Source organism: Streptomyces rubradiris, assembly GCF_016860525.1.
Taxonomy (GTDB): domain Bacteria; phylum Actinomycetota; class Actinomycetes; order Streptomycetales; family Streptomycetaceae; genus Streptomyces; species Streptomyces rubradiris.
In genome coordinates, this window is record NZ_BNEA01000015.1 from 5,707,061 (window position 1) to 5,732,293 (window position 25,233).

The 25,233-nt window shown below is 71.6% G+C and carries 20 protein-coding genes; 7 read left to right on the plus strand and 13 right to left on the minus strand.

What is annotated here, in order from left to right; genetic code table 11:
• Positions 1-34 precede the first annotated feature (34 nt).
• Genes tgmA through tgmC form a run of 3 tightly spaced genes read left to right on the plus strand, consistent with a single transcriptional unit; the run spans position 35 to position 2,387 of the window.
• Positions 35-301 carry a putative ATP-grasp-modified RiPP gene (tgmA, locus tag Srubr_RS38680; protein WP_189999468.1) on the plus strand — a complete coding sequence of 89 codons (267 nt, stop codon included), beginning with the start codon at positions 35-37 and terminating at the stop codon, positions 299-301.
• Positions 301-1,266 (plus strand): ATP-grasp ribosomal peptide maturase, encoded by a 966-nt coding sequence (tgmB, locus tag Srubr_RS38685; RefSeq protein WP_189999467.1) that lies wholly within the window; start codon positions 301-303, stop codon positions 1,264-1,266. Before tgmA ends, tgmB begins: the two co-directional genes overlap by 1 nt.
• Positions 1,263-2,387 (plus strand): ATP-grasp peptide maturase system methyltransferase, encoded by a 1,125-nt coding sequence (tgmC, locus tag Srubr_RS38690; protein WP_189999466.1) that lies wholly within the window; start codon positions 1,263-1,265, stop codon positions 2,385-2,387. The genes tgmB and tgmC overlap by 4 nt, the downstream gene beginning before the upstream one ends.
• A gap of 622 nt (positions 2,388-3,009) precedes the next feature.
• Here tgmC and Srubr_RS38695 read toward each other — a convergent pair.
• Positions 3,010-3,291 carry a hypothetical protein gene (locus Srubr_RS38695; protein WP_189999465.1) on the minus strand — a complete coding sequence of 94 codons (282 nt, stop codon included), beginning with the start codon at positions 3,289-3,291 and terminating at the stop codon, positions 3,010-3,012.
• A gap of 432 nt (positions 3,292-3,723) precedes the next feature.
• Here Srubr_RS38695 and Srubr_RS38700 point away from each other — a divergent pair, with 432 nt between their 5' ends.
• The 3 genes from Srubr_RS38700 to Srubr_RS38710 are packed head-to-tail and all read left to right on the plus strand — an operon-like array spanning position 3,724 to position 7,850.
• Positions 3,724-5,928, plus strand: coding sequence for an MMPL family transporter (locus Srubr_RS38700; protein ID WP_189999464.1), 2,205 nt, complete (start codon positions 3,724-3,726; stop codon positions 5,926-5,928).
• A 51-nt stretch (positions 5,929-5,979) separates the two neighbouring features.
• Entirely contained in the window at positions 5,980-7,167 is a 1,188-nt protein-coding gene (locus tag Srubr_RS38705; protein WP_189999463.1) for a sensor histidine kinase, read from the plus strand.
• 32 nt (positions 7,168-7,199) lie between these two features.
• Positions 7,200-7,850: a response regulator gene (locus tag Srubr_RS38710; RefSeq protein WP_189999462.1), complete on the plus strand. Its 651-nt coding sequence runs from the start codon at positions 7,200-7,202 to the stop codon at positions 7,848-7,850.
• Between the two features lie 13 nt (positions 7,851-7,863).
• Here Srubr_RS38710 and Srubr_RS38715 read toward each other — a convergent pair whose 3' ends face one another.
• From Srubr_RS38715 to Srubr_RS38760, 10 genes are all read right to left on the minus strand, one after another.
• On the minus strand, positions 7,864-9,279 hold the full coding sequence (locus tag Srubr_RS38715) for a DUF6177 family protein (protein WP_189999461.1): 1,416 nt from the start codon (positions 9,277-9,279) through the stop codon (positions 7,864-7,866).
• On the minus strand, positions 9,276-13,271 hold the full coding sequence (gene eccCa / locus Srubr_RS38720; protein WP_189999460.1) for a type VII secretion protein EccCa: 3,996 nt from the start codon (positions 13,269-13,271) through the stop codon (positions 9,276-9,278). The genes Srubr_RS38715 and eccCa overlap by 4 nt, the downstream gene beginning before the upstream one ends.
• Positions 13,268-14,770, minus strand: coding sequence for a MinD/ParA family ATP-binding protein (locus Srubr_RS41195; RefSeq protein ID WP_229926988.1), 1,503 nt, complete (start codon positions 14,768-14,770; stop codon positions 13,268-13,270). Before Srubr_RS41195 ends, eccCa begins: the two co-directional genes overlap by 4 nt.
• Before the next feature lie 10 nt (positions 14,771-14,780).
• Positions 14,781-16,130 (minus strand): type VII secretion integral membrane protein EccD, encoded by a 1,350-nt coding sequence (gene eccD, locus Srubr_RS38730; protein WP_189999459.1) that lies wholly within the window; start codon positions 16,128-16,130, stop codon positions 14,781-14,783.
• Positions 16,131-16,143: 13 nt separating this feature from the next.
• A complete protein-coding gene (locus Srubr_RS38735) occupies positions 16,144-16,440 on the minus strand; it encodes a hypothetical protein (protein WP_189999458.1) in 297 nt (98 codons plus the stop codon).
• 25 nt (positions 16,441-16,465) lie between these two features.
• A complete protein-coding gene (locus Srubr_RS38740) occupies positions 16,466-17,113 on the minus strand; it encodes a hypothetical protein (RefSeq protein WP_189999457.1) in 648 nt (215 codons plus the stop codon).
• A gap of 9 nt (positions 17,114-17,122) precedes the next feature.
• On the minus strand, positions 17,123-19,450 hold the full coding sequence (locus Srubr_RS38745; protein WP_189999456.1) for a hypothetical protein: 2,328 nt from the start codon (positions 19,448-19,450) through the stop codon (positions 17,123-17,125).
• A gap of 2 nt (positions 19,451-19,452) precedes the next feature.
• Complete coding sequence (locus tag Srubr_RS38750) at positions 19,453-19,851, minus strand: DUF6507 family protein (protein WP_189999455.1); 399 nt, start codon at positions 19,849-19,851, stop codon at positions 19,453-19,455.
• A gap of 63 nt (positions 19,852-19,914) precedes the next feature.
• Positions 19,915-20,226 carry a pore-forming ESAT-6 family protein gene (locus Srubr_RS38755; protein ID WP_189999454.1) on the minus strand — a complete coding sequence of 104 codons (312 nt, stop codon included), beginning with the start codon at positions 20,224-20,226 and terminating at the stop codon, positions 19,915-19,917.
• Positions 20,227-20,309: 83 nt separating this feature from the next.
• Positions 20,310-20,642, minus strand: coding sequence for a hypothetical protein (locus Srubr_RS38760; RefSeq protein ID WP_189999453.1), 333 nt, complete (start codon positions 20,640-20,642; stop codon positions 20,310-20,312).
• Positions 20,643-20,822: 180 nt separating this feature from the next.
• Between Srubr_RS38760 and Srubr_RS38765 the strand changes: the two genes are divergently transcribed.
• Complete coding sequence (locus Srubr_RS38765; RefSeq protein ID WP_189999452.1) at positions 20,823-21,452, plus strand: NADPH-dependent FMN reductase; 630 nt, start codon at positions 20,823-20,825, stop codon at positions 21,450-21,452.
• On the opposite strand, the gene Srubr_RS38770 is transcribed toward Srubr_RS38765, so the two are convergent.
• Both Srubr_RS38770 and Srubr_RS38775 read right to left on the minus strand, forming a co-directional pair.
• Entirely contained in the window at positions 21,365-22,375 is a 1,011-nt protein-coding gene (locus Srubr_RS38770; protein WP_203855074.1) for a ribonucleotide-diphosphate reductase subunit beta, read from the minus strand. The two genes, Srubr_RS38765 and Srubr_RS38770, sit on opposite strands and share 88 nt — an antisense overlap.
• Positions 22,375-24,741 (minus strand): ribonucleoside-diphosphate reductase subunit alpha, encoded by a 2,367-nt coding sequence (locus tag Srubr_RS38775; RefSeq protein ID WP_203855075.1) that lies wholly within the window; start codon positions 24,739-24,741, stop codon positions 22,375-22,377. The genes Srubr_RS38770 and Srubr_RS38775 overlap by 1 nt, the downstream gene beginning before the upstream one ends.
• Positions 24,742-25,233: the final 492 nt, after the last annotated feature.

The window sequence follows — 25,233 nt, forward strand, 5'->3', positions numbered from 1 at the left end:
CCACTGTCGGATCACCTGAGAGACGAGGAGACTCATGCAACAGCCCTTGACGCCACTGGTTCAGGTCAAGCCCTGGGGACTCGGACGCATGCGGCCCTACCCGGCTGCGGCCGTCCTCCCCGCCGCCCGGCCTGTCCTCGACCCGCACACGCAGATCCCCGCGTGGGTCGGCCGCGACGGCGCACCGCTGACGGCGGAGGCCAAGCACAAGCGGTCGGAGACGTCGCAGGAGACGAGCACGAAGACCAGCCTGGACGGCACTCCGGACCAGGGGAGCGACCAGAACGGGGACACCGACTGATGGCTGTGGGTGGGCCGCCCGTCCTCGTTGTCACGCGCCTGGACGACGCGACGGCTGATGAAGTGATCACTGAACTGAACCGGCGTCGCGTGCCAGTAGTCCGCCTGGACCCCGGCGACTTCCCCCGCGAGGTGACCCTGTTCGGAACCTTCGACAGCACCGGGACCGGTGGCACTCTCGCCACCGCGTCCCGGAGCGTCGACCTCGGGAACGTCCGCTCGGTGTACTGGCGGCGGCCCACCCCCTACACCGCCGACCTTGCCATGGACGCGCAGACCGGCCGATGGGCCGTCGGAGAAGCCCGTTACGGGCTCGGCGGTATCCTCGCCACTCTCCCCGGCGCGCACTACCTTAACCACCCATGGCGCAACAGGGATGCCGAGTACAAGCCGGCGCAACTGGCCACGGCTGCCGCCTGCGGTTTTACCGTGCCACCCACGCTCATCACCAACGTCCCCGACCGCGCCCGCGCCTTCGCCGCTGAACACGGGCCGGTCATCTACAAGCCGCTCAGGGAAACCGAGTACATCGACGGCACCGGCCGCGCGCTCACCGTGTGGATCGAGGACGTCATCCCAGAACAGATCGACGACCGTCTACGTCACACCGCGCACCTGTTCCAGCAGCGCGTCAGCAAGTCCGCAGACATCCGCCTTACCGCCGTCGGCGACCACCTCACTGCCGTCCGCATCGACGGCTCACCTGGCGTGGACTGGCGCCGCCATTACGACCGGCTCACCTACACCCCCGTGCCCGTCCCTCCGGCCATCGTCAAAGGCGTGCGCACCTACCTCGATGCTTTCGGACTGACCTTCGGCGCCTTCGACTTCGGTCTGGACCGTGAGGGCGTCTGGCACTGGTATGAGTGCAACCCCAACGGTCAATGGGCCTGGTTCCCAGGCCACATCACTGCTCCCATCAAGCACGCCATCGCCGACTGCCTACAGCATGGAGCCCTCGCATGACCGACCCCGCCGAGCTGCGCCGCCAACTCGCCGCCGCCGTCCCCGTGGACGACCCGGCATGGCGCACAGCCCTCGAAACGGTGCCCCGCGAACTCTTCCTGGGCAACGGCCTGTTCCAGTTCGACGGCCGCCAGTGGACCCCCGTGCACCGTGACCGGACCGATCCCGGAAAGTGGCTGGGGCTCGTTTACCAGGACACCACCTGGGTCACCCAGGTCGACGGCACCACCGCGGTCGACGCCACCGGACCCGTCACCGGCCGCCCCACCTCGTCCAGCACGCTGCCCTCCCTGATCGTGCGCATGCTCGACGTCGCCGGGATCAGCGAGGGTCACAAGGTGCTGGAGATCGGCACCGGTACGGGCTATTCCACCGCCATCCTGTGCAGCCGCCTCGGCGACAACAACGTGTACTCCATCGAGTACGACCCGGGCCTGGCCGCCGCGGCGGCCGACCACATCCACGCCGCCGGGTATCACCCCACGCTGATCACCGGCGACGGCCTAGCCGGGCACGAGGACGACGCCGAATACGACCACATCGTGGCCACCTGCGCCGTCCGCCACATCCCCCCAGCCTGGCTGTACCAAGTGCGCGCCGGCGGAACCATCACCACAACCATCAGCGGATGGATGCTCGCCTCCGGACTCGTCCGCCTCACCGTCCAGGACGACGGCACCGCCACAGGCCGCTTCCACCCCGACGAGATCGGCTACATGCTCGCCCGCCCCCACGAACGCCCTCCCCGACCCACCTTCCGCCAGTATCCCGGCCACACCCGCGCCACCCGCGTGAACCCCGCACTCCTGGACGACTGGACCGGGCAGTTCCTCGCTCAGCTCGCCGCACCGTCCGCCGAACTCATGACCACCAGCACGGGCGTGATCCTCGTGGACGTCGCCACCGGGTCACAGGCGTGGACCGAACCGGTCGGACGCGGCTGGACCGTGCACCAGCACGGCCCTCTTCGCCTCTGGGATCAGGTGGAAGACGCTCTCACTGCCTGGCAGGACGCGGGCTCACCCCCACACTCCGACCTCGGCCTGACCGTGGACCCGGACGGCACCCAACAAGTGTGGCTCGGAGCACCCGACGGCCGCTCCTGGAACCTGCCGGCCTGACCCACTGGTGTCGGGGCTGGGCGACGCGATCGTCATATGAAGGCTGTGCCGTCGCGGAGGTACAGCGGCCGTCCTGTGTCCAGTGCCTGCAGAGCGTGCTCGAACCGGCGCCCGGTGCGGTTTTGGAGGCGACCGGCGGCTTCGGTGGCCGTGACGAAGGCTGCTTCGGACAGTTCGCCGTCTCGTGGACGTAGCCGGTCGGCCCGGTCCTCGTCCAGGGTGCCGCCGTCGAAGACGAACGCGTGTTGATCACCCCAGGGACCCGTGCGGGGCCACCCAGTCCACCACCGCCGTATCCCGCGGCGGCTCGTCGGCCTCCGCCATCCCGCCGGGCAGGTCCCACCCCCGGTTTGCAGGTGGGGTTCACCAGGAGCACACGGCCGGACGGGTCCCGCGCAGCACATCGGCCGCCACGCGCTTGCGGGCCTGCCTGGCGTGCCCTCCGCGAGGTACGCGTTCCACGCGTCGGTGTCGGCGGGACGGGTGCTGGGGGCCTCATGTGGTGATGCCTCCCGGGGACGGCGGGATCAGAGTGGCCAGCAGAAGCATTCTGGCGTGGCGCGCATCATCGCTGGGTGGGCTCTGCTGCGGGTCGCGGTGGATGACCAGCCAGTGACTTGGTTCAGTCCGCCTTGAAGGGATTCAAGGTCAGGATCTCGTGGATGTCGAGGAAGCGGCACTCGCCGGTTTCGCGGTGTACCGAGATGCAGTTGGGGCCGTAGTTGAAGTACTTCTCGTCCCGGGTTTCGATGTACTTCACGGACTGGAAACCGAAATAGAAGAAGTCGCCCTTTTTTGTAGCGAATTCTCCGTTGCCGAACAGTGCGACCTGATCGCTCCACTCGCCGAACTTATGGCGCAAAGCCTCCGCCGCCAGCCGCTCCGCCTGCTCCATCGTGTACATCAGTTGGTCCTCATCAGCTTGAATGCCTTGTCAAGCATAGGACGGCTTCGATGCCCTCGCCGGCAAGGTGCCGGTCGAAGGCATCGGCCACCTAGGTGCAATCGCTCGTCCCGAGATGAAATGTGGTGCCAAGCGGGCGTCGCGTCCCAGGCGGGTACCGCCACACCGTGCCGTCCGGAGTGACGACCTGGGTGAGCCGGATCCGGCCGACGCGGACGAGGTCGGCTCCCTGACAGTCGCGTTCACCGTACCCGTCGTCGCCGAACTGCCGCGCGGGCCAGTCGGCGGCGGTCTGGTTGCCGCTCGCCTCCCACTGGGCCGGTCCGTGCCGGCCGCCACTGTCCGCCCTCCCCCCGTCCACCACCCGGTGGACCCCAGGTTCAACCGGTCGCCGCTGTCGGCGGCGTACCCCCCGCCAAGAGCATGGTCGGCATGAAGAATCTGACTGTGCGCATGGCCGGCTGGAGTGCCGCGCACCCTTGGCGGGGCATCGTCGGGTGGCTGGTGTTCGTCGTGCTGTGTCTCGGGGTCGGCATGGCCGTAGGCACCAACGCGGCGACCACCGAGGACTTCCGTACCGGCGAGGCGGGGCGCGGTGAGGCGATCGCCGCCGAGGGCGGGTTGCAGCAGCGGCCCGTGGAACACGTCCTGATCACTGCCAGGCACGGCGGCGGGCGGCTCGACGCCCGTGACGCCGACGCGGCCGCCGCCGATGTCACCGCCCTGATGCGCGGGCTCCCCGAGGTCCGCTCCGTCGCGAAACCGGTGTACGACGTCCGGCACACCGCCTTACGGGTCACCGTCACCCTCAACGGCCCCGAGCTGGAAGGCAAGAAGCACGTCGGGCCGCTGCTCGCGCGGACCGCCGCCGTGCAGCGGGCCCACCCCGGGCTGCGGATCGAGGAGACCGGCTCGCCCTCCATCAGCAAGGGCGTCGAGAAGCTGCGCGGCGACGACCTCTCGCGGACCGAGGTCATCGCCCTCCCGGTCACCCTGATCACCCTGCTGCTCGTCTTCGGCTCCCTCGCCATGGCCCTCGTACCACTGCTGCTCGCCCTGTCCTCGATCGTGGCGGCCGTGGGGCTGTCGATGGCGGCCTCGCACGTCTTCCCCGACGCGGGCATCGGCACCAACGTCATCCTGCTCATCGGCCTCGCCGTCGGCGTCGACTACACCCTCTTCTACCTCAAGCGGGAACGGGAGGAACGCGCCCGCGGCGGTGGCCGGATCGGCCCGCGGGCCACCGTGGAGATCGCCGCCGCCACCTCCGGCCGTGCCGTCGTCCTCTCCGGGCTCGCCGTCGCCGTCTCCAGCGCCACCCTCTACCTCGCCGACGACGTGATCTTCTCCTCCATCGCCACCAGTGCGATCGTCGTCACCCTCGTCGCCGTCGTCAGCTCCCTGACCGTCCTGCCCGCGCTGCTCGCCCGGATGGGCAGGCGCGCGGAGCGCCGGGCCGAGCGGCGGGCCGCCCGCGGGCTCGCGCCGAAGAGGCAGCGGACGTACCGGACCGGGCCCGGGCGGCTCACCGCCGCCGTGCTGCGGCCCGTCGCCAAGCGGCCCGCCGCCGCCCTCCTGGTCACGGTCCTCGCGCTGCTCGGCCTGGCCGCCCCGGTACTCGGCCTGAAGCTCACCGACATGGGCCGTGACACCCACTCCCGCTCCATCGCCGCCATGCGGGTCTACGACCGGCTCAACGCGGCCTTCCCCGAGCTGAAGTCCATGCACCAGGTCGTCGTCCGCGCCGACGCCGGCCGCTCAGCCGAGGTCACCGCCGCCCTGCGCGCCCTCGCCTCCGACGTCCGGGACGACCCGCGCCTGAGCGGCACCTCCACCCTGACCACCTCGCCCGACCGGCGGATCAGCATGCTCCAGCTCCAAGTCCCGCACCACGTCGGCACGGACGAGGCCCAGACCTCCCTGAAGGACATCCGCGAGCGTCACGTCCCCGGGACCGTCGGCAGGGTCACGGGCGCCGAGACCGCAGTGACCGGGGACGTCGCCCGCTACGCCGACTACCCGGCCCACCAGGCACAGAAGCTGCCGCTCATCATCGGCGCCCTCCTCCTGGTCACCTTCGCCATGACCGTCCGGGCGTTCCGCTCCGTCGTCCTCGGCCTGGTCGGCATCGTCCTCAACCTGCTGTCCGCCGCCGCCTCACTCGGCATCCTGGTCCTGGTCTTCCAGCACACCTGGGCCGAGCGACTGGTCGGCTTCACCTCCACCGGATCGATCGGCTCCCGCGTCCCGCTGTTCCTCTTCGTGATCCTGTTCGGCCTGTCCATGGACTACCAGGTCTTCGTGATCAGCCGCATCCGGGAGGCCGCGCTGCGCGGAGTCCCCACCCGCAAGGCCGTCATCGACGGCATCGGCAGCTCGGCCGGCGTGGTCACCAGCGCCGCCGTCGTCATGGTCACCGTCTTCGCCAGCTTCGCCGCCCTGCACCTGATCGAGATGAAGCAGATCGGCTTCAGCCTCGCCGTCGCCGTCCTGCTGGACGCCTTCGTCATCCGCATGCTGGTCCTGCCCTCCCTGATGCTGCTGCTCGGCGAGGCCAACTGGTGGCCCTCCCGGGGCGTGCGCCACGCCCGGGCCACCGCCGAACCCACGGCCCGCTCCCTGGAGCCGGTGAACTGACCACGCCCGCCGCTAGGATTCCGAACACCCTTACGGATGAGGTGAGTCAGCGTGGCCCACGGGCGGCAGGAGCCGAGCGACCGGCTCAGCCCGGACCGAATCCGCCTGTGGAACGCGGCGGTCTGGGTCCTGTTCGGCCTGCTGCCGACGGCCGGCGGCGTGCTCGACCGGTCGCCGGCCCGCAAGGGCTGGATGTTCGGCCTGCTCGCCCTGATCGCGCTCGGCCACGCCCTCACCCTCGCCCGCCCGCGCACCCGCCTTATGAACCGCCGGGCCTACCTGGGCCTCCTCGCTCTCACCCTCGGCGGCAGCTCGTACCTCCTCGACGGCGGAGCCGCCTTCTACGTCGTGTCCCTGCCGCAGTTCTGGCTCTACACCCGCACCCCCCGTGAGGCGGTCGCCCTCAGCGGCGGCGCCGCCGCCCTCACCGTGTTCGGCGGCACCCTCGGCCAGGGCTGGAGCCCCCAACTCCTCACCGGCAACACGGTGTTCACCCTTGCCGACTACGCTGTCGGGACCGGCCTCGGCCTGTGGATCCACCGCTTCATCGGCCAGAGCAACGAACGGCAGGAGCGGCTGACCGCCGAACTCGCCCTCACCCAGGAGGAACTGGCCCTCGCCCACCAGCGTCAGGGCGCCGCCGAGGAACGCGAGCGGATGGCCCGGGAGATCCACGACACGCTCGCCCAGGGCCTCGCCTCCATCGTCGTACTCGCCGAAGCCGCCCGCGCCGCGCTCACCACCGACCCCGGACGCAGCGCCCAGCAGCTCGCCTCCATCGAGCAGACCGCGCGTGAGAACCTCACCGAGGCCCGAGTGCTCGTCGGCTCCGTCCCGGCGAGCGGCGTCGCGGCCGGCTCGGTCGCCACCACCCTGCGCCGCACCCTGGACCGCTTCGTCCAGGACACCGGCCTCACCGTCACCGCCGAGCTGCCCGACATCGACCTCGACCAGCGCACCCGCGTCGCCCTGCTGCGCTGCACCCAGGAATCCCTCGCCAACGTACGCAAACACGCCGGAGCCTCCACCGTCGGCGTCGTCCTCAGCGAAGTCCCCGGCGGCGTCGAACTGGAGATCACCGACGACGGCCGGGGCTTCGTCGTCGCGGAGTCCCGCGGCTTCGGACTCGACGGCATGCGCCGGCGCCTCGCCGAACTCGACGGGGAACTCACCGTCACCAGCTCCCCCGGGGACGGCACCCGCGTCCTCGCCACCCTGCCCACACCCGCCCAGGACTGAGCCCCGGCCGCGCCCGCCCCCGAAGGAACCAGATGACCGACACCGACCCCGCCACCGACCGGATACGGGTCGTCGTGGTCGACGACCACGCCGTGATGCGCGCCGGGGTCGTGGCCCTGCTGACCGGCGAGCCCGCCATCGAGATCGTCGGCGAGGCGAGCGACGGCCGCGAGGGCGTCGGCCTGGTCCGGCGGCTCGCCCCCGACGTGGCCCTCCTCGACCTGCGCATGCCGGTGCTCGACGGGGCCGCCGCCACCGCCGAGATCGTCGCCCTGCCCGTCGCCACCCGGGTGCTGATCCTCACCACGTACGACACGGACGCCGAGATCGAACGGGCCGTGGAGGCCGGCGCCGTCGGCTATCTGCTCAAGGACACCACCCGCGAACAGCTCGCCGACGCCATCCGCTCGGCGGCACGCGGCGAGACGGTCCTCGCGCCCAAGGTCGCCGAACGCCTCGTGGCCCGCATGCGCCGCCCCGAACCCGTCGCCCTCACCGCCCGCGAACGCGAGGTGCTGCGGGCGGTCGCCGACGGCCTGTCCAACGCCGAGATCGGCCGCCGCCTGGTGATCGGCGAGGCCACGGTGAAGACCCACCTCCTGCGCGTCTTCGCCAAGCTGGACGTCAGCGACCGCACCCGCGCCGTCGTCGTGGCCCTGGAACGGGGGCTGCTGGCGGGGTGACGCGCCCCGTGCTTCAGGCGCCGCCGGCCTTGAGGTGCCCGGTGAGGGCCTGAAGCGCCGCCCAGGCGGCGGGGTCGGTGCCGTCGCCGAGCGGGTAGTGCAGGGCCGGGTCCGCGGAGGTGCCGAGCGGTACCGGTCTCGTCGCCAGAGGGGGACGGCGGGAGTGGGCGAGGCCGACGGCCCGCACGTCCCGGGCGCCCAGGGTGAACGCGACCGGGACCGGCGGGGCGGTGAGCCGGGGAGCCACGGTCAGGCCGGCGTCCGCCGCGGTCAGGGTGGTCAGCATGGTCGACAGGCCCTGGGCATCGACGAGTTCCGCGGCCAGTGCCTCGACCGCGTCCAGCGGGACCTGGTCGGCAGCCGGGTATCCGACGGTGAGCGTGACGTCCTCGGCGACGCCGGCCGTGGTGCGGGTCGTGCGGTGGGTCGCCACGGCCGGAACACCCGGGGTCCCGATGACGACGGCGTGGGTGGGCTCGGGGGAGCGGTCGCGGGCCAGTTCGGTCAGTTGACGGGGTGACCAGGGCAGGTTGACCGGCTCGGCGGTGCCCCACCCGGCGGGCGCAGCTCCGGTCAAGTGGCGCCAGGCCGTCTCCAGCGCGGTGCCGAGGACGAGGCCGGCATCCGGTGGACGGACGGTGCGCAGGGCCACCGTCAGCCGGCGTTCCACCGTGGGCCGCGCCCCCTCCGTGAAGGCGTCCGCGACCTTCGCGGGCCTGACCGCCGGGGCGAAGGTGCCGTCCCGCCAGGCCAGTTCGGCGCCGGACAGGCCGTCGTAGTAGCCGCCTTCCGGATGCCTCACCACCCAGCGGTTCGGCGGGCCGCCGAGGGCCGTGCGCAGGGGCAGGGTGAGACGGGCGTGCGGCGGTGTGACCAGGTGCAGGGCCCGGCCGGACGCCGCCGTCGCGCGCAGCACACCGGACAGCCAGGCCGTGAAACCGAGGACGGGGCGGTCGGCGATGATCACCGCGGTGGTCTCGGTGAGGACGTCGACGGCGGGCAGGGCCCCGTCCGGTGTCGGGGACGCGGCGCGGTCCGTGTTGTCCGGGGGTGTCTCCACGACCGCCGTGCCGTCCGCCCGGCGCGGCCAGGTCGTTCCGCCCAGCAGCAGCGCCAGGCGTCCGCACACCGAACCCGCGAGCGCTTCCGCCGTGGGAACGGCGGTGGAGGCACGGGTCTCGGTCCACCAGTACGGCGTGGGCGGCGGGGTGACGTCCGGGCCGAGGAGGCGTTCGGCCTCGCCCGGCACCTGGACCAGGAGCGGGGACTCCACGGAGACCAGGGGGCGGCCGGCCGCGGTGCACAGGTGGATCACCGCGCCGTCGTCGGTGGCGGTCACGCCCAGGCCGGGGCCGCCGGCGTGCAGGGCCGCGAGCAGCGTCGCGGCGTCGGGCATCCGCTCGGTGAGCGCGATGACATCCTTGGTCATGCCGACGCCTCCCTGGGGTCCCCGGTGGTCGCGAGGGCGGTCTGGATCAGCTGGTGGCGCCTGCCACGGCGCAGCAGGGTGCCCCGTCCGGGCGGCTGCGCGGACGGGTACAGGCCGGGGAACAGCTGGCCCTCGCCGCGGTCGCCCGCCATCACCAGAGCCGTGGCGCCGGTCTCCCGCAAGGCCGTCAGGAACGGCTCGTACAGCGCCCGGGACGCCCCGGCGACCCGGCGCGCGACCACGAAGTGCAGGCCGATGTCCCGGGCCGAGGAGAGGTACGGCAGGAACGGGGTGAGTGGCTGCTGTCCGGCGGCGGTGAGGATGTCGTAGTCGTCGACCAGGATCACGATCCTCGGGCCGGTGAACGACGGCTCGTCGGTCGGGGCGTCGGGGTCGGCGGTCTCCGGCAGGCGTTTCGCCAGTTCGCCGGCGATGCCGGTGGCGAGCGCCTGGGAGAGGGCGGCGTTGTGCGCGTAGCCGCCGCGGTACGGCTCCGGGACGACCCCGCGCAGGCCGCGGCGCGGGTCGAACACGCCGAAGACCAGCTCGTCCTCGTCGTGGCGGGCGACGAGGGAGCGGGCGACGAGGGTGAGCAGGTTCGTCTTGCCGCACTCGGTGTCGCCGAGGACCAGCAGGTGCTGGTCGGCACCGAACAGGTCGAGGACGGCCGGGGACAGCGTCTCCTGGTCGACACCGATCGGGATCGCGCGTGGTTCCGCCACGGCGGAGGGCAGCCGCTCGGCGGGCAGCCTGGTGGGCAGTATCCGTACGGGGGCGGCCGGTTCTCCCGGCCAAGCGGCGCGCAGGGTGGCCGCCGTCTGCTCCAGGGCCGGCCCCAGACCGTCGGCGGTGGCCTGCCCGTCGATGCGGGGCAGGGCCGCCTGGGCGAACAGCTTGCCGTCCGTCAGGGCCCGGCCGGGCGTCTCCGCCGACAAGGTCGCGGACAGCTTGCGGTCCACGCAGGAATCCGCCGGATCGTTGAGCCGCAGTTCGATACGGCTGCCGAACAGCGACTGGACGGCGAGACGTACGTCGTTCCAGCGGAGCATGCCGGCCACCACGTGGATGCCGTAGCCGCTGCCACGCCTGAGGAGGTCGGCCACATCGTCGTCGAGGTGGGCGAACTCCTCGCGCAGCGCGCCGAATCCGTCGATGAGCAGCACCACGTCGGTGGAGCCGAGCCCGGGCAGCTCACCGCGGCCGCGCAGGGCACGCAGCTGGTCGACCGAGTCGATGCCCCGCTCCCGGAAGATCTCCTCGCGCTCGGCGAGCATCGCGCGCACCTCGGCGACGGTGCGGGCGGCGCGCTCGTGATCGGCGCGGGTCGCGATACCGCCGACGTGCGGCAGCCGTGCCAGGGCGCTGAGGCCGCCGCCGGCCAGGTCCAGGCCGTAGACGGCCACGTCACGTGGTGTGTGGGTGAGGGCGAGGGAGAGCGCCAGGGTGCGCAGCAGCGTCGTCTTGCCGGAGGCCGGGCCGCCGATGACGGCGGTGTGCCCGCCCGCGGTGTTCAGGTCGTGCACCCACGGGCCCTGCCACTGCCTGGCCGGATCGTCCAGCACCCCCAACGGCACCCGCAACGGCCCGTCCGCACCGGCCAGTCGCAGACCCTCGGCGGACGCCCGCACCGGGCCGGCGGCCGAGTCCAGCGCGAGAGCCGCGGGCAGCGGCGGAAGCCAGATCCGGCGCACCGGTTCGGCCGCGCCGGTGAGCCGGCCGACCGCGACCCCGAGGACCGTCGGCCCGGTCTCGCGCTCACGTGGCGCGGGGGCGTCCCCGTCCGGCGCGGCGGCGGGCGCGTGGAAGGCCGGGTACGGCCGGGCCGGCGGCCTGGCGTCGGCAGCGCTGTCTCGTACGGCGGCCCCGCGGTACGCACCGGAGACGAAGCCCGCCTTGAACCGGGTGTACGTCGAGGTGTCGACCTTCAGGTAACCGAAGCCGGGCAGCGGCGGCAGATGGAAGGCGTCGGTGGTCTCCAGCACCGTGCGCGACTCGTCCGCCGAGAAGGTGCGCAGACCGAGCCGGTACGACAAGTACGTCTCCAGACCCCGGAGTCCGCCGCTCTCGACGCGCTGGCTGGACAGCAGCAGATGGACGCCGATGGAGCGGCCGATCCTGCCGATCGACAGGAAGAGGGCGATGAAATCCGGTTTGGCGGTGAGGAGTTCACCGAACTCGTCGATGACGACGAAGAGGTGAGGCAAGGGTTCGAGGCCGGGGCGGCCGGTGGCGCGCAGCGCGCGGTAGTGCCCGATGTCGGCGACGTCGCCCGCGTCCTTGAGGACCTGCTGGCGACGCTTGATCTCCCCGGCCAGGGAGGTGTGCACCCGCTCGACCAGGCCGGCCTGGTTCTCCAGATTGGTGATGACGCCCGCGACATGCGGCAGCGGGGTGAACGGGGCGAACGTGGCACCTCCCTTGTAGTCGACCAGGACCATCGCCAGATCCTCCGGCGGGTGCGTGGTGACCAGCGCCAGCACCAGCGTGCGCAGCAGTTCGCTCTTGCCGGAGCCGGTCGCGCCGACGCACAACCCGTGCGGCCCCATGCCGAGTTCGGCGGACTCCTTCAGGTCGAGCAGGACCGGCTGGTGCCGGTCGTCCAGGCCGATCGGTACCCGGAGGAAGTCCCGCTCACCGCGCGGCGTCCACTGCCGGGCCGGGTCGAGGGCGCCCATGTCGTCGATGCCGAGCAGCTGCGGGAAGTCGACCGGACCGGAGACGGGGGTGCCCTCGGCCGCGGACTCGGCGGACAGCCGCAGCGGGGCGAGGGCCCGCGCGAGCCCCTCGGCCTCCGCGGGACCGGTGCGGTCGGCCACCCCTTGCGTGGGTACGGTCGGCTGCCCGCGCAAGTCCTCCACGGTGACCCGGTCGCCGTCGACGGTGACGCGCACGGCGACGTGATCGGGCTCCTGGACCCGCTCGGCGAGCAGGTGCAGCACCGTGACGCCCATGTCGGCCAAGGCGACGGCGGAGTCCGGGAGCGGAAGGTCCACGGCGTTCCCCCCGTACGCGTCGCTGAGTACGAGCAGCCGGCCGGCCAGGGTGAGCGCCTTCTCGTCGGACAGCCCGCGGCGCACCTCGGCCGCGTACGAGGCCCGCCGCGCCAGGTCCGTGCCGATCACCCGGGCCAGCCGGGCCGGGTCGGAGGCGACGCGCCGCGCGGCCACGGCCCCGTCAAGACCGTGCGGATCGAGCACGTGCGGGAGCCACTTCACCCACTCCCATTCCTCGGCACGGTCCTCGGGCACGGCGAGCGCCATGGCCACGTCGTCCGGGGCGTGCGTGACCGCGGCCTGTACGAGCAGGGACCGGGCGACGCGCAGCACGTCCGCGCGGTCGCCGATGACGCTGACGTTGCCGGCCCGGTCCAGCGGCACGGTCAGCGGATGGCCGGACACGGTGGCGTAGCGGGCCTGGAGGGCGCGGGCCTCGTTCAGCATGAACGGGTCGGGCGGGGTGAGCACGCCCCCGGCCGCGTTCCGGCCGACGGCCAGCTCCTGCACGGGTACGTCGCCGACCCCCACACGCACATCGAGGAAGTCCGCGTCCGTACGCCGCCGCTCCCACAGCCGGGCCGGATCGCGCAGCACGTCGTACAGGGCGGCGGGGGCGGGGTGCAGGATGCGGGCGGCACGGCGCCGCTCCCGCTCGGCCGCGCCCAACTCGGCGCGCAACTCCTCCAGGTATTCGAGGTAGCGCTCGCGCTGGACGCGCCGCTGCCGCTGCGCCTTGCCGCGCTGCGAGAGGAACAGGGCGACCGCGCCGAGCAGCGCGACGACCAGGACGACGGCGCCCAGGCCCGCGAACCGGCTGGAGCGGATCACCGTCATCATCACGACCGAGCTGAGGACGCCGGCCATCGGCAGCAGAGCGGTCGCCGGAGTGCCGGTCTTGCCCTCGGGCAGGTTCGGCGGGGGCTCGATCGTACGGGGCGCGGGCGGGAGCAACGGGTGGGTGGCTCGGGCCGGACGGTGGACGAGTCGCTGTGTCAACGGCGCCGCACCGCCCGCTGGAGCGCCTCGGCGGCCAGCCGGGTGGCCGCGCGGCGGGTGTCCTCGCCGAGCCGGTCGGTCCTGATCGGTCCGCCACCGGCCAAGTGCCGGTCGTAGGGCAGATGCACCAGCGTGACTCCGGTTTCGCGCAGATGGGCCGCGGCGGCCTTCGGATCCAGGTTCATGTCGGGCGTGGTCGAGACGAGGGCCACGACGGTGGAGGCGAGCGCGGCGTGCGGCAGCCGGCCGAGCCAGTCCAGGACGATCCGGGTACCGCCCACGCCCTCCGCGGTGAGCGGGGCGACGACCACCCGCGCGTGCGCCGTGTCCATCGCCGTACGGGCCACCTCGCCGGGCAGTGTCTCGCAGTCCACCACCGTGACGGCGAAGTAGCGGCGCAGCGCGAGCGTGACCGTGCGGTAGGTGGGGACGTCCAGCGGGGCGCCCACCCGGCCCTGACCGGCGGGCAGCAGCCAGCCGCCGTCCGCGACCGGCACCAGGTACCCGGTGACGTCCGTCAGGCGCATCGACGGGGTGAGGATCCGGGCGAGTTCGACGCACGACCAGCGTACGGACTGCGCGCCCATCCGCACCGGCAGCGTGCCCAGGGCGGCGTCCGCCTCCAGGGCGAGTACCGGGTCGTGCCGGTAATGGCCGAACGTCCGCGCCAGCAGCGCGGCGGTCGTGGTCTTGCCGACCCCGCCGCGGATCGACGTCACCGCGATCACCCGGCCCGTGGTCACCGGCTGCTGCAACAGGCCGCCCAGCCGGCTCTCCTCGGCGACCGCCTGCGCGGCCGACGCGGTCAGCCTGCGCAGCGACCGGCCCGAACGCCGGGCCAGCGAGTCGCCGTGCTGCGGTGAGCCGAGCGCTATGGCCAGACGCGGATCGAGCGTCGGCACGGGCTCGGGCGCCACCGTCGGCAACGAGGCCTGGCGGGGCGGCCGCACGGCGGGCGAGGTGTTGGCCGGGGGCATGGGCGAGCCGGTGCGGGAGGCGTTCCGCGGGTGCGCGGAAGGGGTGGTGGGGGAAGCGGTGGCCGGAGGCGTGGAAGGACCGGTGGAGGGAGCGTCCGCCGGGGGCGGGGCCGGGGCGGCGGGGCGGCCCTCCGGTGCCGGCCGGACACCGGTGGCCGGAGACGACGCGGGTGCGGTGGGTGCGGCGGGCGTGGTGGAGGTGCCCGGGTGGTCCGGGGGCGGTGTGGTCGGCTGAGACGTGGTGGGCCGGGATGCGGTCGGCCGGGGTGGAGCCGGCCGGGGTGCGGTCGGCTGGGGGGCGGTCGTGGGACGCGGCGGGGTCGCGGGGACCGGCGGCGTGGTGCGTGCCTCGTGGGACGCCTTGCCGCGCCGCTTGCCCGGGTTGGGACGCTCCTCGTCCGGCCGGCGTACGGGCAAGGGCGGCCGGACGTCCTCCGGGGACGGCGGTTCACCCGTCTCGCCGGTTGAGCCCGCGTTCAGTTCGCGCAGCACCTCGTCCTGCCAACGACCGGAACCCGTCATCACCGCCACCTCACGCGAAGGTGCCGAGCAGCCGCCCGTACACCCCGAACACCCCGAGCACCAGCGGGAACAGAGCGATCACACCGGCCGACTCCAGCACATCACCGGCCTTGCGCAGCCGTACCCGCACATGCTCGGCGGGCTGTACGGCCACTACCCCCAGGGACAGCACGGCCAGCAGACCGAGCACGGCGAGCGGGGCCACCGCACCGGAGTGCTCCCGCCACAGCCAGACCAGCCGCAGCGCCACGGCCACGGAGGCCCCGAGCAGGACGACGACCTCCCCGACCAGCGGGTAGGCACGCGCCCGCAGCGCGAGGACCACCGTGACCGCGACGGCCAGCAGCACCGTCCACACCGTCACCGTACGCACCGACAGCACCGCGGCGACGGCACCGGAGACCGCGGTGACGACCGTGGCCAGAGCGAGTCCGCGATGTGTGGCGGCCAAGGCGGTACCCACCTGGTAACGGCTGACCGACGCCCCGGCGGCGCGCCGGTCGTCCAGCCCGGACAGCCCCGACGCCGTCAGCGCCAACCGGGGCAGCACGCCCAGCGCGACGGCGGACACGACGGCGAGCACCGCCCCGGCCCGCGCGGCCCCGCCGGACTGGACCGCGAGCGCGACCTCCCAGCACACCCCGGTCGCGGCCAGCGCCCCCGCCCCGACCAGCGCGCCCCGTCCGAACGGGGAGAACCAGCCGAGCAGAGCCAGGTCCGCCACTGTGACCGCGAGCACCACGGCCAGCCGCACGGCTCTCGGCCAGGCCTGGGCGTCGGCGACGGCCCAGCCGCCCTGCACGCCCACGGCCGCGCTCACGACGACCAGGGCGGCGGCGAACCCCTTGCGCCCGGCCCGCCCCAGCAGCGCCCCGGCCACAGCGGCCAGCGCCGCGGTGACGAGGAGGGCGGCACCCGCGGTTCCGGCTGCGAAGCCCTGCCGTGCCATGAACCCGGCGGCCGATGCCCAGCCAACGCCCGTGCCTGCGGCCACGATCCGCCGTGCCCGCGCGTCCCACCGCCAGAGCCGTGCGTCCAGATCGTCGGCGGCCTCGTCGCTCACGTCATGGATCACGGGGGCGGACGGCGCGTCCTCGACCCGGACGAGCCGCAGTACGGCTCCGTCGGGCACGCCGGCCGACTCCAGCGTGTCGTCCGGTTCCAGCGCACTGCCGTCGGCCGCCACCAGGTGCCGGGCCTGGGGACGTTCACCTGCCCGGTCATCGAGAAGCCGCATCACTTCGGGCAGCAACAGTCCGACCGGCTCCCGGGACGGCAACACCAGATCCACCCGTCGCCGCTCACCGGCCAAGGTGACCCGACTCAGTGCCGTACCGCTCACAGTCCCCCGGGATGTCACGGGTTCGAACCTATCACCGGACCGAATCCGCAGGCCGGGGAGTTCCGTTGGCCTGACCGGAGGGCACGGCGGGTGCGGGCACGGACGTCCCGTACGGATCCTGCCCGGCCACCCGGTGCGAGAGGAAGGACCACCCCACACAGCCGGCACACACCACGGCGGCGATCACCACCCCGGCGAACACCTTCCCCAGCCGCTCGTCCACGGTACGCCGCTGCCGCTGCCCCCCGAACAACACGGCATCCCGCAACCGCCGCCGCCGCACGGCGACGGACTCGAGGAGCTGACTGTCGTAATCCTGCGCTGACATGTATGCGCCCCTGGCCCTGCGCTGGTCAGAGCCGGCTGGTCAGATCGGGCCCGAGACCGTTCTGGTCCGGCTCCGGGTTGACGACCCCGTCGACGGCGGATGCTCCGAAATAGGTTCGTTCACCAGGCTCGGGGGGCATGCCGAACAATTCGGTGAGGTCTCTCAGAACGGCGGCGAGTCGTGGGGCGTTGTTCTGATGGATCTCGGGGTGGGGACGGCCCGCGAAGTCATACAGCCCCCAGATGTCGTGATGCACGGACAGTTCGGCCGACAGACCGGTCGGGGCCGTGGACAGGGAAAGGTCGACGAGCCGGTACTCGGTGTGGGAGTGACCGCCCTCGCCGATCCACGTTCCCCCGCCGAGCACCTCGAAGTCGGCGATGTCGGCGGAGGGATGAGCGGTGGGGCGGGTCCCACGTACTCGCTCCGGAAGGCCGGGGTCCCCCAGCGGCGTCTTCGCGAGTTCGAGGACGCTGGTGACGCCGGTCGTCCCGGCGCCCAGAACGTACCAGTTGTACCTGAGCTCGGAGGGAAAGAGGAGTTCGGCTCGCTCCAGGACGTCACACATGCGCGCGGCGACGGAAAGCGCCGACTCCAGACCTGGCTCGGCGAAGTCGTCGAGGTCCCAGTACCAGGAGCCACGTTCCTTCGGCGAGCGCATCAACCTCGACATGAACTTTCCTTACGGGAGTGTAGGCGCGTTCGGTGGGACGGTTATTGAACCATCCGTGAAACGGAGCACGACCGCTCCGCCCATTCGCTCCGCCTGGAACTCCGCCTGTCTGAACGCGCGTGGCGTGAGGTCGGCCATGGACTGGTGAACGTCCAGAACAGCTACGCGATGGCCAACGCCATCGTAAGCCAGCTGCTTGGCGGACTTTTCCACCGCCTTCTTGATTCCGTTGACGGTGTCAACATCCTTGAGCTGATAGCCGTAGTCGACGGAACCGTCGGCGTGCAGGGTGTAGACATCGAGATCGAAAGTCTGTGTGTCGAGTTCCACCCCGACACGACCGATACCGTGTTCCTGAAGTTCGGTAGCCAGCCGCATCGCCATGTACGCAGCAGGGATCATTCCTTTGTCGGACTTGGTCGGTCCCTGTTTGCACATGTCCAGCAGTTTCCTGTACCCCTCGATGTCCCGCAGGTGTCCCCGCGTGAGCATTTCCGCGACACCGGCCCCGTACGGGGACTTGCGCAGAGCGTGAAGCACCTTCTGCCGCTCCGGCTCGGGCATTTTGGCATGCGTCAGCTCATCGAGGACCCCGGTCTCCTGCTCCGGTTCCATGCGGCCCGTCGGAGTTTGAGTGAGGTCGTGGTCATTCTTGGTGTATCTGCCCGGGTCGATGTCGGGGGGCCCGCCCGGAACATCACCGCCCCCCTGCCTCCCACTCGACGGAATCGGGTTGTCGTGCCCTGACGCGTCCATGTGATCAGGGCCTGCTGGATGACCGTTATGGCCGCCTGGCCGGGCGTCGTGGCCGAGGCCGCGGTCCTCGACGTGACTGCCACCAGCCGTCGGCCCCTCATGGCCGGCAGAAGGCTCATGAGAGGCGCGGCCCATGCCGCCTTCCGGCAGGCGCGACGCCGCGTTGTCACCCGCGTGCCCGGCGATGGCGCCGCCGTCGTTCCCGAGGTGGGCTCCCACAAGTTCCGGGGTGCGGCTGTCCGCTCCGGATGCCTGGACGGTGCGGGGCGCGGCCGGTCCTTCGACCTTCGCTTGGGAGACGTACTGGCGCACGCTCCCGTCCGCGTTGAGGAGGTGGCCCTCGTCGGTGAGGTAGACGATCTTGCCGGTGGTGTGGTCGAGGTAGGGGATCGCGTTGGCGGGGACCTCGGCGGACCGGGCGGCTTCGGCCTGCCTGAGCAGGTCGGGGGTGTGCAGGTTCCTCAGGGCGGTGAAGGTGTCACCGACCTTGGTGAACGCGAACTTGCCCGCTTTGCCGACGTAGGTCATGGGGTCGATGACCCGGCTGGTCTTTCCGACGGCCGACACCACCCGGACCGTCGCCGCCGCCTTGCCCGTGCCGGAGGCCGCGGCTCCGGCACCGCCCGTGCCCAGGACGGTCAGAGCGTTGAAACCGAAGGCGCCCGCCGCCCGGCCCGGGTTGGTCTTCCACTGGTCCCAGGCGACGAACCCCTTGGCGGTCTGGTTGAGGACCGTACGGGAGTCGCGCAGCCAGGACGGGAGATCCTCGTCGGGCACCCACCCCCAGGTGCCGAGGGTGCCCAGGGTCATGCCGACGCCCGTGCCGAGCTTGGCCAGGTTCTTCCACGCCTCGCCCGCCGCGTCGGCGCCGTCCCATCCGGCCAGGGTGCCCAGGCCGTGCACCGTGCCCATCACGCCGTCGTGCCAGACGCCGTCCCACACCTGCTTGCCCTGGTGGGCCAGCCAGGACCAGCCCTCGTACTCCCGCTCCGCCGGTGCGCCCCAGGGAGTCGCCTCCGCCTGATCGAGGTCGGCGGCCGCGTAGCCGTACATGTTCTTTCCGTGGGAGCCGTCGTCGGTGGTCAGCGCGGTACCGCCGATCAGGGCCATGATCCTGTTGTAGGCCCGGAGTTCGGCGGCCTGGAAGGCGGCCACCGTGTGATTGACGTCGTGCCACAGGTCGTTGTTGTGGTCGACCTTGTCCTGGTCCTTGCGCCAGTCGTCGTCCCCGGCGATCGAGTGCACGAAGGCGGTCGCCTCCGCCTTGAGGGCGTCCAGCTTCTTCACGAGGGGCTGGACTTCCAGGCTGTAGTCCGACAGGGCGCCGGCGACCTTCTCCAAGTCGTCGGCGAAGGCGTCGGACTTGGTGCGCACCGGCAGCGTGGTGCCGAACAACTGCTCCGCCTCGGGTGCCGAGTAGAAGGCGGACAGCTGCTGGAACGTGGTGTGCACATTCGCGCCGGACGCGCGGAACTGGCCCGCGTCCGCGGTCAGCAGCATCACATCGGTGTCCAGGGTGGCCAGGTCGCCGATGAAGTGCGGGATGCCGGAGGGATCGATCAGCTCTGCCTCGTCGCTCACCGTCACCGGCCCTTCGCGCCGGGTGCCGCCCCGCCCACGCCGGGCAGGTCCACCTTCGGCTCCTTGGCCGCCTCACGCTGCGCGTTCGCGGCCAGCTCCACGTCGCCGGCCAGGTAGTGGCGGGTCGCCTCGTCTGCCCCGCGCAGGGACCGGGAGGCGCGCTCGGCTATGTACACCAGGTCCCGGCTCCAGTGCTGGGCGAACCGGCCCAGTGCCGAGCCGACCAGCCCGGCCGTGCTGGTGTAGGGGCCGTACTGGCTGGTCAGCGTACCGGCCGCGGAAGCGGCCTCTTCCAGGTTGTCCTGCACCGCGCTGCCCGCGTCCGACAGGTTCTTAGCGGCGGTACCGCAGTCGGACAGCACCTTGTACACCCCGGCCGGGTGAATGTCCCACCCCGTCACGACAATCCCCTCGTCCCCGTTTTCCTGCTGCCGGGCGTCTCGCGCCCGTGACGTGCCGTCGCGTCAGCCGATGCTGTCGACGGCCGCCCGCGCCTTGGCGAGGGTGGCCTGGGCGGTGCCGTCGTTCTGCTCCAGCGTGGTGCGGACCAGACGGATGATCTCGCGGACCTCGGCCGCGGCCCGGTGCCAGCGGACCTCCTTGCCGTGGTACTCGTCCGAGACCCCGTCCGCCTGGAAGTCGGCCATCGCGACCTTGACCGCCCGGTCGCGGTCGGTCAGCACCTGCTCCAGCCGGCCGATGATGCCGGCCAGGCTGGTCTGCACCTCGGCGGAGGCGCCGGTGTCGTACGAGCGGCGGTCCTGGTTCTGCGCCATGTTCAGGCCCCCTTCGGAAAGGTGTGCGGCAGCGGTGAGTTCGTCTTCTCGGCCGGTGCTCGGCCGGTGATCTGCTTGGCCGGTTATCGCGCCCCGAAACGGGCCGCGTCGAAGTTGGCGGCCCCCATGTTCTGCCGCGCGTTGTCGCCCAGCTCCGTGTCACCGCTGCCGAACGCCGTGTCCATACCGGACTGGCCGCCCAGGATCGCGCTCAGCGAGCTGTTCAGATCGGCCGTGATCTCGTCGGCGTGCGCCTTGAACGTGTCGAACGCGGCCTTGCCGGCACCGTTGAACCTGCCCTCCAACGGCTCGGCCGCCTGGATCAGCTGCCTGATCAGCGTGCCCAGGTCGTCGCTGGAACCGACCGTGCTCTTACCGAGCTGAGACAGGGTCGCCGACCCCATGTCGAACTTCATTCACTCACCCCGTAAGCGTGTCGTGTGCCGGACGCCCCATTGCCGCCGATTCGGCGCAGACCACCCGGAACCTGGGGCATCCTCCCTCACCCGGCGTCGCGGAGGCAACGCGGATAAGCACCAGTTGGCGCGATCCGGTTCGTCACCGCTCGTGGGCCGTCGGGACATAGGCTGGCCGATATGAGAATCCTCGGGTTGTGCGGGAGTCTGCGGGCCGGGTCGTTGAACGCGGCTGTGCTGCGGTCGGCGGCGGAATTGGTGGTGCCTCCGCGGGAACTCCTCATCGACCCGGGGCTCGGGCGGTTGCCGTTCTTCGACGCCGACGTGGAGATGACGGCGCTGCCCCAGGTCGTGGCGGAACTGCGGGGTGCCGTCGGCGCGGCGGACGGGCTGCTGATCGCCACCCCCGAATACGCGCACGGTACTTCGGGCGTGTTGAAGAACGCCCTGGAGTGGCTGGTCGGGGGCGGGGAGATGGAGGGCAAGCCGGTCGCCCTGGCCAGCGCGTCCCCCGCGACGACCGGCGGCGACCGGGCCCGGGCCTGGCTCGCCGAGACCCTCGCCGTGATGGGGGCCAAGGTGGTCCCGAGGGAACTGGGCATCCCACGGGCCACCTTGATGATCACCGACGGCCGGATCACCGACGAGCCCACCCGCACGGCCCTGGCCCGGCTCCTGGACGACCTCGCCGCCGCCGCCGAGGCCCGGGACAGTGAGAGGGGTCAGAAGTCCTCGTCCAGGTCGACCGTGCCCTCGACGGCGACCTGGTACGCGGAGGGGCGGCGCTCGAAGAAGTTCGTCAGTTCCTGAACGCCCTGGAGTTCCATGAAGGAGAAGGGGTTCTCCGAGCCGTAGAGCGGGGCGAAGCCGAGGCGGGTGAGGCGCTGGTCGGCGACGCATTCGAGGTACTGCCGCATCGACTCGGTGTTCATGCCCGGGAGGCCGTCACCGCACAGGTCGCGCGCGAACTGCAGCTCGGCTTCGACGGCCTCCTTCAGCATGTCGGTGACCTGCTGCTGGAGCTGGTCGTCGAAGAGGTCGGGTTCTTCCTTGCGGACGGTGTCGACGACGTCGAAGGCGAAGCTCATGTGCATGGTCTCGTCGCGGAAGACCCAGTTGGTGCCGGTGGCCAGGCCGTGCAGGAGGCCGCGGCTGCGGAACCAGTAGACGTAGGCGAAGGCGCCGTAGAAGAAGAGTCCTTCGATGCAGGCGGCGAAGCAGATGAGGTTGAGCAGGAAGCGGCGGCGGTCGGCCTTGGTCTCCAGGCGGTCGATCTTCTCGACCTCGTCGATCCATTTGAAGCAGAACTCGGCCTTTTCGCGGATGGAGGGGATGTTCTCCACCGCGGCGAAGGCGGCCGCGCGGTCGTCGGGGTCGGGGAGGTAGGTGTCCAGGAGTGTCAGATAGAACTGGACGTGGACGGCTTCCTCGAAGAGCTGTCGGCTCAGGTAGAGGCGTGCTTCGGGGGAGTTGATGTGCTTGTAGAGGGTGAGTACGAGGTTGTTGGCGACGATGGAGTCGCCGGTGGCGAAGAAGGCGACGAGCCGGCCGATGAGGTGCTGTTCCTCGGGGGTGAGTTTGGCGAGGTCGGCGACGTCGGAGTGGAGGTCGACCTCTTCGACGGTCCAGGTGTTCTTGATGGCGTCCCGGTAGCGTTCGTAGAAGTCGGGGTAGCGCATGGGGCGCAGGGTGAGTTCGAAGCCGGGGTCGAGCAGGTTGGTGTTACGGGACATTACTGGCAGGCCTCGCAGGACTCGGGGTTTTCCAGGGAACAGGCGACCGCTTCGGGATCGGTGGTCTGCTGGACGGGGATCGTCGCCCGCGCGGCCCGGGCGATCCGCGTGGCCGGCCGGGAACGCAGGTAGTACGTGGTCTTCAGGCCCGATTTCCAGGCGTAGGCGTACATCGAGGAGAGCTTGCCGATGGTCGGCGTCTCCATGAACAGGTTCAGCGACTGGCCCTGGTCGAGGTAGGGGGTGCGGGCGGCGGCCATGTCGATCAGGCCGCGCTGGGGGATCTCCCAGGCCGTGCGGTACAGGGCGCGGATGTCTTCCGGGATCCACTGGAAGTCCTGCACCGAGCCGTTGGCCTCGCGCAGTGCCTCGCGGGTGCGGGCGTCCCAGACGCCGAGGTCCTTCAGGTCCTGCACCAGGTAGGAGTTGACCTGGAGGAACTCGCCGGACAGGGTCTCGCGCTTGAACAGGTTCGACACCTGCGGCTCGACGCACTCGTACACCCCCGCGATCGACGCGATGGTCGAGGTGGGCGCGATCGCCAGCAGCAGGGCGTTGCGCATGCCGACCGCCGCCACCCGTTCCCGCAGCGCCGCCCAGCGCTCGGGCCACGTCAACTCGACGTCGTAGTGGTCTGGATGGAGGACGCCCCGGGCCGTGCGGGTCTTCTCCCAGGCGGGCAGGGGGCCGTTGCGCTCGGCGAGGTCGGCGGACGTCTCGTAGGCGGCCAGCATGATCCGCTCGGAGATGCTCGTGGACAGGTGCTTCGCTTCCAAGGAGTCGAAGGGCAGGCGGAGTTTGAAGAAGACGTCCTGGAGGCCCATCGCGCCCAGCCCGACCGGGCGCCACTTCGCGTTGGAACGCCCGGCCTGTTCGGTGGGGTAGTAGTTGATGTCGACGACGCGGTCGAGGAAGGTGACGGCGGTGCGGACGGTGGCGTCCAGGCGGTCCCAGTCGATGTCGCCGTCGCGGACGAAGGCGCCGAGGTTGATGGAGCCGAGGTTGCAGACGGCCGTCTCGCCGTCGTTGGTGACCTCCAGGATCTCGGTGCAGAGGTTGGAGGAGTGGATGACGTTGCCGGGTTCGGCGGTCTGGTTGGCGGTGCGGTTGGCGGCGTCCTTGAAGGTCATCCAGCCGTTGCCGGTCTGGGCCAGGGTGCGCATCATCCGGCCGTACAGTTCCCGGGCGGGGAGGGTCTTCTTGGCCAGGCCGGCGGCTTCGGCCTTGCGGTAGGCGGTGTCGAAGTCCTCGCCCCACAGGTCGACGAGGTGGGGGACGTCGGCGGGGGAGAACAGGGACCACTGGGCGTCGGCGTTGACCCGGCGCATGAACTCGTCGGGGATCCAGTGGGCGAGGTTGAGGTTGTGGGTGCGGCGGGCGTCCTCGCCGGTGTTGTCGCGCAGCTCCAGGAACTCCTCGATGTCGGAGTGCCAGGTCTCCAGGTAGACGGCGGCGGCGCCCTTGCGTCGGCCGCCCTGGTTCACGGCGGCGACCGAGGCGTCCAGGGTCTTCAGGAACGGCACGATCCCGTTGGAGTGCCCGTTCGTGCCCCGGATGTAGGAGCCCCGGGCACGGATGCGGGACCAGGACAGGCCGATCCCGCCGGCGTGCTTGGACAACCTGGCGACCTGCCGGTACCGGTCGTAGATCGAGTCCAGCTCGTCCAGGGGTGAATCGAGCAGGTAACACGCGGACATCTGGGGGTGGCGGGTGCCGGAGTTGAACAGGGTGGGGGAGGAGGGCAGGTAGTCCAGGCGGCTCATCAGGCCGTAGAGGTCGGCCACTTGGCCCACCGCTCCGGGCGTGTGGTCCTCGGCCAGGCCGCTGGCCACGCGCAGCATGAAGTGCTGGGGCGTCTCGATGACCTTGCGGGTGACCGGGTGGCGCAGCAGGTAGCGGGTGTAGAGGGTGCGCAGGCCGAAGTAGCCGAAGCGGTCGTCGGCGCCCTCCGCCACGGCCGAGTCCACCAGCGCGTCCAGCCGTCCGGCGTGGGTGCGCACGAACTCGGCGGTGCGGTCGGCGACCAGGCCCTCGCGATGACCCACCGCGATCGAGTCGGTGAAGGCCGACACGCCTTGGGTGCGGGCCTCGCGGCGGATGCTGATCGTCAGCAGCCGGGCGGCCAGCTTCGAGTAGGCGGGGTCCTCGGCGATCAGGCCGGCGGCGGCCTCCGTGGCCAGCTCGCGCAGCTCCGCCTCGTCGGCCCGCGCGGACCGGCCGCGCAGCGCGGCGGCGGCGACCCGCCCGGGGTCGGCGTCGGGCAGATCGGCCGTCAGCTCGGACAGCGTCCGCAGCAGCGCGTGCTCCGGATCGTGCTGCGGTCGCTCCTCGGTGAGCGCGGCCGGATGGCTTGGAGCCATGGTCACGTGGTGCTCCCTCGTCGGATGGAAACGGGGCCCGGGACACAGGAGGGCAAGGCGTGGCAAGGCAGCCGCCCGTGCCTGAGGGGCCCGTTGTGCCGTGGGCGTCTCAGGTGTCGCGAAATCAGGTGGGAGCATACATCTTGTGTCTCGGCTCGCAACGGACCCCAGATGTAGTGTCCGGCGGGGGTGCCGAGTGTTCGGACAGCGCGGGAGAACAGGGCTCCTGAGCCAGGCGCGGCAAGGGCTCCGGGGACTCTTCGGCGGCGCCCGCGGAGGGGGGTCGGCAGGGGCGGGGGCAGTGGCGAGGCGGGGTGTGGCGGGTGGGATGGAAGAGGCGGAAGCCCGAAGATGGCCGAAAGTCGTCAGTGCGTGCGGCGGCCCCGGGACGGCTTGCTCGTACCGTCCCCATGGGTCCCGTCAGCGTCGTTTACGACTGTCCGTGCGTGTCTACGATCGCCCGTGCGCGTCTATCGCTGTCCGGGCGCGTCCACGCCT

Bases quoted from the DNA above. Each gene is read 5' to 3' on its own strand.
- tgmA (WP_189999468.1), top strand. From the start codon at position 35: ATGCAACAGCCCTTGACGCCACTGGTTCAGGTCAAGCCCTGGGGACTC.
- tgmB (WP_189999467.1), top strand. From the start codon at position 301: ATGGCTGTGGGTGGGCCGCCCGTCCTCGTTGTCACGCGCCTGGACGAC.
- tgmC (WP_189999466.1), top strand. From the start codon at position 1,263: ATGACCGACCCCGCCGAGCTGCGCCGCCAACTCGCCGCCGCCGTCCCC.
- Srubr_RS38695 (WP_189999465.1), bottom strand. From the start codon at position 3,291: ATGTACACGATGGAGCAGGCGGAGCGGCTGGCGGCGGAGGCTTTGCGC.
- Srubr_RS38700 (WP_189999464.1), top strand. From the start codon at position 3,724: ATGAAGAATCTGACTGTGCGCATGGCCGGCTGGAGTGCCGCGCACCCT.
- Srubr_RS38710 (WP_189999462.1), top strand. From the start codon at position 7,200: ATGACCGACACCGACCCCGCCACCGACCGGATACGGGTCGTCGTGGTC.
- Srubr_RS38715 (WP_189999461.1), bottom strand. From the start codon at position 9,279: ATGACCAAGGATGTCATCGCGCTCACCGAGCGGATGCCCGACGCCGCG.
- Srubr_RS41195 (WP_229926988.1), bottom strand. From the start codon at position 14,770: ATGACGGGTTCCGGTCGTTGGCAGGACGAGGTGCTGCGCGAACTGAAC.
- Srubr_RS38735 (WP_189999458.1), bottom strand. From the start codon at position 16,440: ATGTCAGCGCAGGATTACGACAGTCAGCTCCTCGAGTCCGTCGCCGTG.
- Srubr_RS38740 (WP_189999457.1), bottom strand. From the start codon at position 17,113: ATGTCGAGGTTGATGCGCTCGCCGAAGGAACGTGGCTCCTGGTACTGG.
- Srubr_RS38755 (WP_189999454.1), bottom strand. From the start codon at position 20,226: ATGGCGCAGAACCAGGACCGCCGCTCGTACGACACCGGCGCCTCCGCC.
- Srubr_RS38760 (WP_189999453.1), bottom strand. From the start codon at position 20,642: ATGAAGTTCGACATGGGGTCGGCGACCCTGTCTCAGCTCGGTAAGAGC.
- Srubr_RS38765 (WP_189999452.1), top strand. From the start codon at position 20,823: ATGAGAATCCTCGGGTTGTGCGGGAGTCTGCGGGCCGGGTCGTTGAAC.
- Srubr_RS38770 (WP_203855074.1), bottom strand. From the start codon at position 22,375: ATGTCCCGTAACACCAACCTGCTCGACCCCGGCTTCGAACTCACCCTG.